Origin of the sequence: Burkholderia sp. AU30280, from assembly GCF_020420125.1 — a bacterium.
Classification (GTDB): Bacteria; Pseudomonadota; Gammaproteobacteria; order Burkholderiales; family Burkholderiaceae; genus Burkholderia.
Window position 1 is genome coordinate 251,596 of the sequence record NZ_JAIZRY010000006.1, and the last position, 13,076, is coordinate 264,671.

At 65.9% G+C, this 13,076-nt stretch carries 10 protein-coding genes; 4 read left to right on the plus strand and 6 right to left on the minus strand.

What is annotated here, in order from left to right; genetic code table 11:
- Positions 1-20 precede the first annotated feature (20 nt).
- The 3 genes from LGN17_RS16240 to LGN17_RS16250 all read right to left on the minus strand — a co-directional run bounded on the left by LGN17_RS16240 (position 21) and on the right by LGN17_RS16250 (position 3,858).
- Entirely contained in the window at positions 21-1,523 is a 1,503-nt protein-coding gene (locus LGN17_RS16240; RefSeq protein ID WP_226197698.1) for an amino acid ABC transporter permease/ATP-binding protein, read from the minus strand.
- 125 nt (positions 1,524-1,648) lie between these two features.
- Positions 1,649-2,491, minus strand: a complete 843-nt coding sequence (locus LGN17_RS16245) for an ABC transporter substrate-binding protein (RefSeq protein WP_226197699.1) — start codon at positions 2,489-2,491, stop codon at positions 1,649-1,651.
- Between the two features lie 470 nt (positions 2,492-2,961).
- On the minus strand, positions 2,962-3,858 hold the full coding sequence (locus LGN17_RS16250) for a glutamate/aspartate ABC transporter substrate-binding protein (RefSeq protein WP_226197700.1): 897 nt from the start codon (positions 3,856-3,858) through the stop codon (positions 2,962-2,964).
- Positions 3,859-4,279: 421 nt separating this feature from the next.
- On the opposite strand from LGN17_RS16250, the gene LGN17_RS16255 reads away from it, so the two are divergent.
- The 3 genes from LGN17_RS16255 to LGN17_RS16265 all read left to right on the plus strand — a co-directional run bounded on the left by LGN17_RS16255 (position 4,280) and on the right by LGN17_RS16265 (position 10,223).
- Positions 4,280-5,920 carry a S8 family peptidase gene (locus LGN17_RS16255; protein ID WP_226197701.1) on the plus strand — a complete coding sequence of 547 codons (1,641 nt, stop codon included), beginning with the start codon at positions 4,280-4,282 and terminating at the stop codon, positions 5,918-5,920.
- Between the two features lie 716 nt (positions 5,921-6,636).
- On the plus strand, positions 6,637-9,402 hold the full coding sequence (gene mgtA, locus LGN17_RS16260) for a magnesium-translocating P-type ATPase (RefSeq protein ID WP_226197702.1): 2,766 nt from the start codon (positions 6,637-6,639) through the stop codon (positions 9,400-9,402).
- Between the two features lie 77 nt (positions 9,403-9,479).
- Entirely contained in the window at positions 9,480-10,223 is a 744-nt protein-coding gene (locus LGN17_RS16265) for a transporter (RefSeq protein ID WP_226197703.1), read from the plus strand.
- A gap of 71 nt (positions 10,224-10,294) precedes the next feature.
- On the opposite strand, the gene LGN17_RS16270 is transcribed toward LGN17_RS16265, so the two are convergent.
- Together LGN17_RS16270 and LGN17_RS16275 are read right to left on the minus strand one after the other, a co-directional pair.
- Complete coding sequence (locus LGN17_RS16270) at positions 10,295-10,579, minus strand: transcriptional regulator (protein WP_226197704.1); 285 nt, start codon at positions 10,577-10,579, stop codon at positions 10,295-10,297.
- Positions 10,580-10,677: 98 nt separating this feature from the next.
- A complete protein-coding gene (locus tag LGN17_RS16275; protein ID WP_226197705.1) occupies positions 10,678-11,553 on the minus strand; it encodes a LysR family transcriptional regulator in 876 nt (291 codons plus the stop codon).
- 51 nt (positions 11,554-11,604) lie between these two features.
- Here LGN17_RS16275 and LGN17_RS16280 point away from each other — a divergent pair, with 51 nt between their 5' ends.
- A complete protein-coding gene (locus LGN17_RS16280; protein WP_226197706.1) occupies positions 11,605-11,922 on the plus strand; it encodes a hypothetical protein in 318 nt (105 codons plus the stop codon).
- Positions 11,923-11,993: 71 nt separating this feature from the next.
- On the opposite strand, the gene LGN17_RS16285 is transcribed toward LGN17_RS16280, so the two are convergent.
- A complete protein-coding gene (locus LGN17_RS16285) occupies positions 11,994-12,974 on the minus strand; it encodes a hypothetical protein (protein WP_226197707.1) in 981 nt (326 codons plus the stop codon).
- Positions 12,975-13,076: the final 102 nt, after the last annotated feature.

Below are 13,076 nucleotides of genomic sequence, written 5' to 3' on the forward strand. Positions count from 1 at the left end.
CGCTTCTCCCGGATCATTCGTCATGCGAAGTGAACGTGCTTCAGGAAGTCCTGCACGCGCTCATCGGCGCTGCCGCGAATCCGTTCAGGCGGCACGTCGTACAGGATCCGGCCGTTTTCCATGAATACGATGCGATCGGATACCTTGAACGCGAAGTTCATCTCGTGCGTGACGATGATCATCGTCATCCCCTCTTTCGCGAGCGTTTCGACGACCTTCAGCACTTCGCCGACGAGTTCGGGATCCAGCGCCGACGTCGGTTCGTCGAACAGCATGATCGACGGCCGCGTCGCGAGCGCGCGCGCAATGGCGACGCGCTGCTGCTGGCCGCCCGACAACTGATGCGGGTACTTGTTCGCATGCTCCAGCATCCCGACCTTCGACAACAGCGACAGCGCCTGCAGCCGGATCGCCGCCTCGTCGGCCTGGCGGTGATAGCACGGCGCCATCATCACGTTCTGCAGCGCGGTGCGATGCGGAAACAGGTTGAAGCTCTGGAACACCATGCCGATATCGAGAATGCGCTCGTTCGAGACGCGCGGCGGATGCGAACCCGACGCCCGGATGAACGGCTCGCCGTACAGGTCGATCTCGCCCGCGTTCACCGGCGCAAGGCCGTTGACGGTGCGAATCAGCGACGTCTTTCCAGAGCCGGACGGGCCGATGATCGACACCACTTGCCCCGGCACGACGTCGAGATGGATGTCCTTCAGCACCTCGTGTCGCCCGTAGCGCTGCTGCACGCCCTTCAGGCGCAGCGCGAATTCGGCGTTCGCGCGCGGTCTCGGCGCGACGGCCGGCGCCGACAGCGGCAATTCGACGAGCGTGTGGCCGGCCGGCGCGGGTGCGCGGCGGCTGACGTCGAGGTGCCGCTCGAGATAGCCGAGCAGTCGGCTGAACACCGTGACGATCAACACGTAGTAGAACGCGACGGCCAGCATCGTTTCGAACACGAGGAAATTCTGCGTGTACAGCCGCTGCCCGACGAGCAGGATCTCGGCGAGCGAGATCACCGACACCAGCGACGTCAGCTTCACGATCGTGATGAACTCGTTCGCGAGCGCCGGTAACGCGATGCGGATCGCCTGCGGCATCACGATCATCCGCTGGATGCCGGTAAATCGAATGCCGAGCGCACGCCCCGCTTCGAGCTGCCCGCGCGGCACCGACAGGATCCCGCCGCGATGGATCTCCGCGAAATACGCGGTCTCGCTCAGCACCATCGCGATCAGGCCGGCCGTGAACGGATCGGACAGGACCGCGCTGGTCGCCGGAAAGACCTGCGGCAGGTTGTAGATGAAGACCAGCAGCACGAGCAGCGGCAGGCTGCGGAAAAACCAGATGTAGACGGCCGCCGCCCGCTTCAACAGCGGCCGGTGCGATTGCCGCGCGAGTGCCAGCGGGAAGCCGAGCAGCACACCGAGCACCCAAGCCGCGACGCTGAGTTCGACGACCACGACGCAGGCGCGCCAGAAATCCTTGTCCCCCAACAACTGAAACGCATAGTGCCAATCGAACTGCATCGAAGACTCCTCGACCCCGCAGGGTGATGCCCCGCCCGGCGTGCAGCGTGCACGCCGGTGCGGAGATGCGCGCCGGCTCGGCACGCGATGATCGGGTCACGCGTACTTCGGGCCCTGCGGCGCGCCTACTTCGGGGTGCCGAGCGCGGCGGCGACGTCGGCGGGCGTCGGCTCCTGCAGCCCGTATTTCTTCACGAGGCTGCCGTACTCGCCGCTGCGCCTTGCGTCGCCCAGCGCGCCCTCGAGCGCGCCCAGCAGGCCGCTGTCGCCCTTCGTCACCCCGAGGCCGATCACGATCGGATAAAGCAGCGTCGTCGAGCCGATCTCGACACGCCCGCCCGTCTGCCGCGGGATCCCCTGCGCCACGGCTGCGTCCTCGATCTGGACGTCGACTGCCTTCGACATCAGCGCGGACGTCGCTTCAGGCGACGTCGGGAACTCGAGAATGGCGATCTCGCCGCGTCCGGTCGCCTTGCACGCATCCTGCGACAGCGCACGCAGCTTCGGCGTCCACGATGCACCCTTGATCGAGCCGACCCGCTTGCCGCACAGGTCCTGCGGCGTCCTGGGCAGGAACGTGCTGCCCTTCGCGACCAGCAGCGAGGCCCCCGTCTTCAGGTACGGGACGAAATCGACCTGCTTCACGCGGTCGGGCGTCACGTACAGCGCGGACGCAACGATGTCGAAGCGGCGCGCCTTCATCCCGAGGATCAGGTCCGGGAACCGCGTGTCCAGAAACACCGGCTCGAGATTCAGGTGGCGCGCCAGCATCCGCGAGAACTCGGCGTCGAAGCCGGCCGGCTTGCCGGCCTCCAGATACGCATAAGGCGGATACGTGAGATCGGAGCCCACCAGCAAGGTGCCGGGTCGGACGGTCTGCAGCGGAGCCGCCGACGCGAACGAGCACGCGAGGGCCAGCGGCACGAGCGCGCCGCGAAGGAAATGGCGAAGCGGAAAACGAGCGGACATCGCAAGACTCCTGGGTTGTTCGGCTCCCGCGCTGAAATTCCGCAACGCCTCCCGGACGCCGCCGCATGGGGCTTCCCGGGATTTTTCGCCGAAAATTGTTGAACAATTTCGGCCGATTCTGACCAGTTCAAATTGAAATCTGAATCCGGGTATACGCGATAACCGGCGCGACCGGACAGACACCGCATGCGCGCACACACGCGGCCTGTCGGCGCGGAGCACCGGCGCGGGCAAAGTGGAAAAAGAGGCGGGGGAACGCGATCCGGACGGATGTCCGCGAGGTACGGCGCCGGCAACGCGGCGCGCGCAGCGAAGGATCAAGAGGCGGCTTTCATCGTCCGGCTTGAACAGCGCGAAGCCCGCTCACGCCGCCGGATGCGAGCCGCATCACCGGTTGCCGGGCCGGTGGCGTTCGAACGCACGGCCGGCATGTTCGTCATGCCGGCCTGCACTCGATTGAAACGATTCCGTCAATACTGCGCCTGATCCGTCGGATTCCTGAACAGCTGCTTCATCTCCGCCGACAGCGGATAGTTGAGGCTCACGCCCTTCGGCGGAATCGGCTGCGTGAACCACTGGTTGTAGAGCTTCTCGGCCGCACCCGACGTCTGCATTTTCGCAATCACGCCGTCGACGACATGCTTGAACGCCGGATCGTCCCTGCGCATCATGCACGCGTAGTTTTCATGGACGAGCGGTGTGCCCGCCACCGTGTACGCGCCCGGGTTGCGGTCCTTCGCGATCTCGCCGTACAGCAGCGGCTCATCCATCACGAATGCCACCGCGCGCCCGGTCGTGACGTTCATGAACGCTTCGGCGTGATCCCTCGCGCTGATGATCGTCATGTTCATCGCCTTCTCTTCATTGAGCTTGCGCAGCAGGCGCTCGTCCGACGTGCCGGCCGTCGTCGCAACCGTCTTACCGGCCAGGTCCGGGAAATCCTTCACGCCCGAATCCTTGCGCGTGCTGAAGCGGATGCCGTAAAGAAAGATGCTGTTCGAGAACGCGGCCTGCTTCTGCCGTTCGAGCGTATTCGTCGTCGATCCGCATTCGAAATCGATCGTCCCGTTCTGCAGCAGCGGAATCCGGTTCTGCGACGTGATCGGGATTTCCTTCACCGCGAGATTCGGCAGGTTCAGTTCCGTCTTGAGTTGGTCGATGATGCGCGACGCGATGTCGCGCGAATAACCGATGTTCTTCTGCTGGTTGTCCGAATACGAGAACGGCACCGACGATTCACGAATGCCCAGCGACACGACGCCCGTGTCCTTGATCTTCTTCAGCGTGCCGGTGAGGGCCTGCGCGTGCGCGCTACCCGCCAGCGCACAGGACAGCGCGACGGCCAGCCAGCGTAAGCGGCGATCCATGCTTTTCTCCTGAGGAAACGTTGATCGAATCGCGATCGTACGCCCGACAAAATTCGCACCCTATCAGGGAAAGCGTAATCAACCTTCCACCGCAGCCAGGGCGTGAAAGATGTTTTCCGTACCGCGCAAACCGGCCCGCGCCGCACATTTCGCCCGATCGGCCGCGCACAGGCTCACCCCCTCTTCTGTGCCACACGTTCCAAACACGCGTTCATGCTGCGGCGCAGCAACGTAATCGTTTGCGCACGCCCCGTTTTTTCTCGTGAAACGCACTCAAGAAGCCGCCACGCAGGCCGTTACCCAGTGCATGGCGCGTCGCAGCAACCTTGCCGCAACCGTCAGACAAAAAAGACAAGGTCCGGGTCAGCCGGATCAGCGCCACCGCCGGCACGACGGTTATCTACGAGGATCGAGTTTCAACATGAGAGCCAAACGATTCAATTTTGCGCTGGCGCGCTCCGCACATGCGCGCATGCTAGCCGGCATGCTGTCTGCCGCCGCCCTCCTGCCCCTCGCCGGTTGCGGCGGCGGCGGTGGCGGCGACGGCAGCAATCCGTCTTCCTCCAACGCGGCGCCGGCTCCGACGCCTGCTCCGACCACCCCGACGCCCGCTCCCACCACGGCCGGCAACAATGCATGCGCGACGCAGCAGGCCGCCGTGCAGATGGCCGCGCAGACGGCGCCGGCCGAAGCGCCGATCGATCACCTGATCGTCAAGCTGAAGACGCTGACGGCCACGCGTGCGATGGCGGCCATCGACAACGGGACGCGGCTCGACGCGGTGATCCAGCGCTCGATGACACGCTGGACGGCACCGGCTACCGGCAGCGCACGCGCCTATGCGAGCACGGTCGGGCAAACGCCGGTGAACGTACAGGTCGAACGGACGATCTCGAACGGCGCTGCCGTACTGTCGCTCGGGCAGCGCATGGCCGCCACCGACGCAGCCGCGCTCGCGCAGGCATTCGCAGCCGATTCGGACGTCGATTACGCGGAACCGGATCACCCGATGCAGATCCGCGACACGCCGAGCGATCCGCTCTACAGCCAGCAGTGGTACCTGTCCGACCCGACCGCGGGCATCGACCTGCCGCCCGCATGGAGCACGACCAAGGGTTCGCCGACCGTCGTCACGGCGGTGCTCGACACCGGCTACCGGCCGCATGCGGACCTCGTCGGCAACCTGCTGCCCGGCTACAGCTTCATCAGCAACGTCAACACCAGCAACAATGGCCTGACGCGCGGCCCCGACGCAACCGATCCGGGCGACTGGGTCACGCAGCAGGAACTCAGCAATGCGAACGGTCCGTACTATAACTGCGCGTCCCAGCCGAGCGACAGCAGCTGGCACGGCACCCGCGTGATGGGCGTGATCGGCGCGACCGCGAACAACGGCGCCGGCATCGCCGGCATCTCGTGGCTCGGCCGAATCCTGCCGGTGCGCGTGCTCGGCAAGTGCGGCGGTACGACGAGCGACATCGCGGACGGGATGCGCTGGGCGGCCGGCATTCCGGTCAACGGCGTCCCGAACAACCCGACGCCCGCGAAGGTCATCAACCTGAGCCTCGGCGGCGTCGGCGCGTGCAGCACGACGTTCCAGCAAGCGATCGACGACGTGACCGCGAAGGGCGTAACCGTCGTCGTCGCGGCCGGCAACGACGGCCTGTCGACCGGTCTCGACCAGCCGGCGAACTGCCGTGGCGTGATCAGCGTCGGCGCAACCGACGCGACGGGCCGCCGCGCATCGTTCAGCAACTTCGGCGCCGATGTCGCGCTGAGCGCGCCGGGCGTCAACATCCTGTCGACGTCGAATACCGGCACCACGACGCCGGGCTCGGACACCTATGGCCTCGCGAACGGCACCAGTCTCGCAACGCCGCAGGTGACGGGGGTCGCCGCGCTGATGCTGTCGGTGAACGGCAACCTCACGCCGGCGCAGATCCAGCAGAAGCTGCAGGGCGGCACGCGCACGACCAAGCTGGCGGCCGGCACGTCGTGCACCGCGATGCCGGCGGGCTCGGGCATCCTCGACGCAGGGGCCGCCGTCGCGTCAGCCAACTAAGCAACGCCACCCTGCTTCGACGCGGCCGCGCGCATGCCGATATCGCATGCGCGCGGCCGTTTCATTGAGGGCGCTCCGGCGTCGCTCCGATCGCGCATCGCCCCGATTACGTTTCTCGAAATAACGACTGACAAAAGGGTTGACGCTTCGCACAGCGACCCATTACCATCGCTCCCGTCTAATTACATGGAGTGTTCTGTGAACACCGATGCGAGTTGTAGTTGGTCCTTGACCAACTTGACTGCTGCCTGAGGAAAACGCGCAGAGCCTCGTCTTCTGCCGCATCCCGGGAAGCAGGATGCGGCGCCCTTCCGGCCTGACTGGCCAGATCTCCCGCCGAATTTTCATTGTTGTCGAATGCACGCGATACGCCGTCGCGTGTGTGCATTCGTGTTGCGCGCAGCGTCAGCTGCGTGCGCCTTCCGTTCGCGTGCCGTCCGGCCGCGCGCCTTCGTGCGTGCGTCGCCGCCGATCGCCCGTGCCGATCATTCGCAACCGACAGGAGTGCAGATGAACTCAGACGACAGTAGTCGATTATCGCTCGCCGGTGCGACGCTGCGCATCGCCCCTCCGGCCGCACCGCACGCGCCGGCGAGCGTTCCCGCCTTCTCCGATCCACAACCGATCGCGCCTGACGCGACGCGGCAGGGAGCGCTCGTGCGTCGATAACGTCACGGTCGCTCCCCGCCCGCCGCCCCGTGCGCAGGGACCGACTCATGACAACACGACACAACACATCGCAAAAGAAACAGCGCGGCTTTATCAAGGCCGGCGCCGGCCCGCAGAACGACCCGCACATCATGCGCGCCGCGCAGGAAGCGGCCCGGCCGCTCGAAGACACGCTGAAGTCGCTGAACGCCAGCACGCGCGGCCTCACCTACGACCAGGCCGCCGACCGCCTGCAGCACTACGGCCCGAACGAAATCGCGCACGACAAGCCGCCGCACTGGACCCGCCAGTTGCTGCTCTCGTTCCACAACCCGTTCGTCTATGTGCTGCTGGTGCTGGCCGCCATCAGCTTCTTCACCGATGTCTATTTCGCGGCACCCGACGATCGCGACTACGTCGGCATGACGATCCTGCTGACGATGGTCACGATCAGCGCGCTGCTGCGCTTCGTGCAGGAATTCCGTTCGCTGCGCGCCGCCGAGAAGCTGAAGGCGATGGTCCGCACGACCGCGACCGTGCAGCGCGCGGTAACCGACACGTCCGAACCGTCGCGGCGTGAGGTGCCGATGCGCGAAGTCGTGGCCGGCGACATCGTGCACCTGTCGGCCGGCGACATGATCCCGGCCGACGTGCGCCTGCTCGCGTCGCGCGACCTGTTCATCAGCCAGGCCGTGCTGACCGGCGAGGCGCTGCCCGTCGAGAAGTACGACACGCTCGGCGCGGTCGCCGGCAAATCCGCCAGCACGCGTGCGGCGGATGCTGCGACCGATACGTCCGCATCGCCGCTCGATCTGGAGAACGTCTGCTTCATGGGCACCAATGTCGTCAGCGGCACGGCGACTGCCGTCGTCGTCGCGACCGGCGAGGAAACCTACTTCGGCTCGCTCGCGCGCAACGTCGTAAGCCACAAGCGCATCGAGACGAGCTTCGATCGCGGCGTCGCGAGCGTGAGCTGGCTGCTGATCAAGTTCATGTTCGTGATGGTGCCGATCGTGTTCATGATCAACGGCCTGACCAAGGGCGACTGGCTGAGCGCGCTCACGTTCGCCCTCGCGGTGGCCGTGGGCCTCACGCCCGAGATGCTGCCGATGATCGTCAGCGCGAATCTCGCGCGCGGCGCGGTGGCGATGGCGCGCCGCAAGGTGGTCGTCAAGCGCCTGAACTCGGTGCAGAACTTCGGCGCGATGGACGTGCTGTGCACCGACAAGACCGGCACGCTCACGCAGGACAAGATCATCCTCGAACATCATCTCGACCTGTCGGGCTACAAGGACGAGGAGATCCTGCGGCTCGGCTGGCTGAACAGCTTCCACCAGAGCGGCCAGAAGAACCTGATCGACATCGCGGTCGTCGCGCGTGCCGACGAAATCGGCGCGCGCGCGAAGCCGCAGGGCTACAAGAAGATCGACGAACTGCCGTTCGACTTCGTCCGCCGGCGCCTGTCGGTCGTGGTCGAGGACACGCGCGGCACGCACCTGCTGATCTGCAAGGGTGCGGTCGAGGAAATGCTGGCCGTCTCCACGCACGTGCAGGACGAGGACGGCGTGCGTCCGCTCGACTTCGTCGCGCGCAAGCGGCTGCTCGAACAGGCCAGCGCCTACAACGAGGACGGCTTCCGCGTGCTCGTGCTCGCGACGCGCACGATCCCGCGCGGCGACGAGCGCCAGCAGTACCGCACCGCCGACGAACACGACCTCGTCGTGCGCGGCTTCCTGACCTTCCTCGATCCGCCGAAGGAGTCTGCCGCGCCGGCGCTCGCCGCACTGCGCGAAAACGGCGTCGCGGTGAAGGTGCTGACGGGCGACAACCCGATCGTCACGATGAAGGTGTGCCGCCAGGTCGGCCTCGAACCCGGCAAGCCGATGCTCGGCACGGAAATCGAAGCGCTCGACGACGCGACGCTCGCGGAAGTCGTCGAACGCACGACCGTGTTCGCGAAGCTCACGCCGCTGCAGAAGGCGCGCATCGTGAAGGCGCTGCAGGCGAACGGCCACACGGTCGGCTTCCTCGGCGACGGCATCAACGACGCGCCCGCGCTGCGCGACGCCGACGTCGGCATTTCGGTCGACAGCGGCGCCGACATCGCGAAGGAAACCGCCGACATCATCCTGCTCGAAAAGAGCCTGATGGTGCTCGAGGAAGGCGTGATCAAGGGCCGCGAGACGTTCGGCAACATCCTGAAGTACCTGAACATGACCGCGAGCTCGAACTTCGGCAACGTGTTCTCGGTGCTCGTCGCCAGCGCCTTCCTGCCGTGGGAGCCGATGCTCGCGACCCAGCTGCTCGTGCTGAACCTGATCTACGACACGTCGCAGATGCTGCTGCCGTGGGACAAGATGGATCCCGAGTTCCTGAAGAAGCCGCGCAAGTGGGAAGCCGGCAACATCAGCCGCTTCATGCTGTGGGTCGGGCCGACGTCGTCGGTGTTCGACATCACGACGTACATCCTGATGTGGACCGTGTTCGGCGCGGGTGCGATGTATCACCTGAACGGCGGCACCGGCGGCCAGATCGTGATGAATTCGGGCTGGTTCATCGAGAGCCTCGTATCGCAGACGCTCGTCGTACACCTGCTGCGCACGCAGAAGATCCCGTTCCTGCAGAGCACGGCCGCGCTGCCGGTGCTGCTGTCGACATTCACCGCGATCGCGATCGGCTGCTGGCTGCCGTTCTCGCCGTTCGCGGAGTCCCTCGGCTTCATGCACCTGCCGGGTACCTTCTGGCCGTGGCTCGCCGCGACGATGGTCGGCTACATCCTGCTCGCGCAGATCGTCAAGACGATCTACGTGCGCCGCTACAAGCAGTGGTTCTGAACGCCATTTCCTGAAGCCGGCCGGCCCGCGCGCCCCTGTGCGGGCCGGCCGGCTCGCCACGCACGACAGGTGATCCAATGAAAAGAATGCTTCCGCTCGCAGCCGCGAGCGCCCTCCTCGCGCCGTTCGACGCCCTCGCCACCCATCCGCTCGTCAGCGACGACACGGGCACGCAGGGCAACGCGAACTGGCAGTTCGAGTTCAACGCCGAGGAAACCTCGAAACAGGAAGAAAACGGCCGTCACCAGCTGTGGAACGCGACGCTCACGCGCGGGTTCGGCGATCACGCCGATCTCTACGTGAACGTGCCGTACACGCATCTGCAGACACGCACCGACGAAAATGGCGCCGGGGTCGGCGATGTCGAGATCGGCATGAAATGGCGGTTCGTCGAACGCGGCCCGCTGTCGATCGCGCTGAAGCCGAAACTGACGACGCCGACCGGCAACGACCGGCGCGGGCTCGGCACCGGCCGCGTGGGTGCCGGCGCAACGCTGCTCGCGCAGCTCGACGTCGCGCGGTTTTCGTTCCTCGCGAATGCGGGTATGACGTACCAGCCGAATCGCCAGGGCGACCTGACATCGATCTGGGCCGTGTCGGGCGCGGCGATCTACAAGGTGACCGACACGCTGCAGATCGTGGCCGACATCGGCACTTCACGCAACACGGCAAGCAGCACCGGTGCGAATCCTGCATTCGTGATCGCGGGCGCGATCTATTCGCCGAAACCGTGGCTCGATCTCGACATCGGCTACCGGCGTGGGCTGAACGACCAGACCTACGATCATTCCGTGATGGGCGGCGTGACGGTGCGGTGGTAACACGCCGATAACCCATATCGAACCGCATACCCGGCAGCAAGACGACGGGCCGCTTCCCAGCGGCCCGTTTTTCATTGTGCGTCGTTCGCGCCGAACAGTTGCGCGCACACGGCGCGCCCTTCGTCGGTCAGCGCGGCGCTGCCGGTGCCGTCCTCGTTCAGCGTCGTCACGCTCAGGCCCGCGGCGTCGAGCTGCGTCAGCACGCGGCGCAGCGTGCTCATCGGCAGTTGCGTGCGTTTCGCGATCTTGGGCAACGACCAGGTCTTGCCGGCCGGATCGCTCGCGGCGTCGTTCAGCGTCGCGAGCGTCGCGACGAGTGCGGGATCGAGCGGGGAGTCGTCGGATGCTGAAGTCATGGGTTGCGGTCGGTGAGCAAGACAGGGGCTGTCGTTCGGGCGTCCGGCACGCGATCGGGCGACCGCCGCCGGCCGCGGACACTATACCGCTTCGTCCATCATGCATGCTTGATCGCGGCACGCATGAACGACACGAAGCGTGTGGTGACGGGATCGTCGCGGCCCGACAGCCATGCGAGCCCGACGCGCCACTTCGCGTCCTTGCCGTCGAGCGGCAATACCGTCGCGTCACGCAGCAGATATTGCGCACGCGACGGAATGAACGCGACGCCCGCGCCGGCCGCAACCGATGCGAGCACCGACTGCACATCTTCGGCCTGCTGCGTCACGTGCGGCACGAAGCGGCGTTCGACGCACCACCGGTCGACCTGCGCGGCCAACCCTTGCCCGCGTGCGCGCTGCAACGCGATGAAGCCGATTTCGTTGAGCGTGCCGAGATCGGCCGGCACGCGCTTCAGGCCGAGATGCGGCGGCACCGCCAGCGCCAGCGCCTCGTCGATCACCTTGAACGACGACAGTCCTTCGTCCGACGGCAGGCGCAGGAACCCGGCATCGAGCTTGCCCGCGCGCAACCGGCGCGTCTGCTCCGCAGACGACAGGTCGCTCAGCGTGACGGCAATGCCAGGATTCCGGCTGCGAAACTCCGCGACGAGCCGTGGCACGAGCGTCAGCACCGACAGGCAGATGCCCAGCCGCAAATGACCGCGCTGCCCGCTCGACAGCTCGCGCGCGCGAGCGAGAATCTCGTCCGCATCGCGCACCAGCGCCTGCGCATCGGGCAGGAAACGCTCGCCGAACGCGGTGAGCTCCGCACCATGCCGGCCGCGCTCGAACAGCTTGCCGCCGAGGCTCGTCTCGAGCGCGCCGATCTGCTTGCTCAGTGCCGGCTGGCTCATGTGCAGCGCATCGGCCGCGCGGCTGAAATGGCACAGCTCGGTGACGGTCAGGAACGTTCGCAGAAGTTTCAATTCCATTCTTGAAAGGAATATCAACGATCAAAACATTCATTTTACCGATCGAATGCGATGACGTTCAATACGGACATGCCCTTTCAGGAATCGCCCGTCATGTCCGTTGATCTCGTCAGTGAATGTCCGCCCGACGACGCTTCGTGCGCGCCGGCCGCCCTCGACGGGCGCGCCGCAACAGCCGATCCGCGCGCGCCGAAACGTCGTGCCGGACGCGTCGAGCGTGCCGAACGCGCTGGCGGCCGTGGCCGCGGCTTTCGTTTCGGCGATGCCGTGGACGCGATGAACGCGATGAACGACGCGCCGCCGCGCCCCGTGACCGGCTCGATCGCGCTCAGCTTCGCGGTGGTGTCGCGGCGGAACTGGCCACGTTGAATGGCGCGCGGCGCCCGTGCATGCTTTTCATGCGTGCCCTCGCCGTTGCGACGTCAAAACGCGCGATGCCCTCACCCGAGCGCCAGGTCGGCGATATCGATGCGATAGCAGTTGCCGTCCGTAGCGACCGCATGAAGCACGCGGCCGCGGCCAGTCATTCGGGCGATCTCGACCGGTTCGGAACCATCGCGCTGCAAACGATACGTGCGCACCAATCGAGCATCGCCACCGCCATCGATACGCACCAGGTACAACATGTCACGTTCCTGATACGAGCCGCAGAGCAGCGCCACGTATCCGTCGGGCCGCGTCACATCCTCCATGACCGCGAACGCATGGCTGCCGCTGACCGGCATGCGCGATGACCAGACGGTTTGCCGGTCGCGCACGCGGGCGAGCGCGAATGTGCTGTAGTAGTAGATCCATGCGTCCCGGTCGTCCGGAACGTTGAGCGCATAACAGCAATCGATCGGCCCGAACCCCGGCGACGGAGCAAACGCATAGCGCTTCTCGCCGGCCCGGCTCCATGCGATCAACCCTGGCGCGCCGACCGGCGAATCCCAGCCCAGATTGCCGTATACGCCCTCGTCGAAATAGGACGTCCAGATTTCCCCGGCAGCCGTGGCCTGCACGGCCGCGATGCCGTCGCCGAGCAGGATTGCGCCGCACGGCGTGCCGTCGCGCCGATAGAACCGGCCATTCAGGTCGAAATCGTCGTCCCCGCGACGGACGGATCGGCAGCAAACCAGCAGCAGATCGTCGCCGACAGGCTGGATGTCGTGAATATTGAACGGCGCGCTATCGATCACGCAGTCCAGGCGAATCTCGCCGCCCTGCCAGGCAATCACGCGATACCGCTGCGACGCCGACGGCACAATTTTCGCAAACGACCCACCGCTCGATAGCGTCCGGTCATCGCGCGGCTCCAGCGCAAACGCCATGTACAACGCGTCATCCGGTCCGACGTTGCAGGCAACCAGCTCCCCCGTCGCGGACAGGCTGTCGATCGATACGCAAGGCTGCACGGGTAACGCGTGCGGGCGGCTGGACATGTGCGCTCCTGAAAATGATCTCGACATCTTGCCGGCTGTTCCATCGTTTGTCAGGCAGGCGCGACATATCGACGCAAATCGCCACGCAAAGAGGCGTCACCC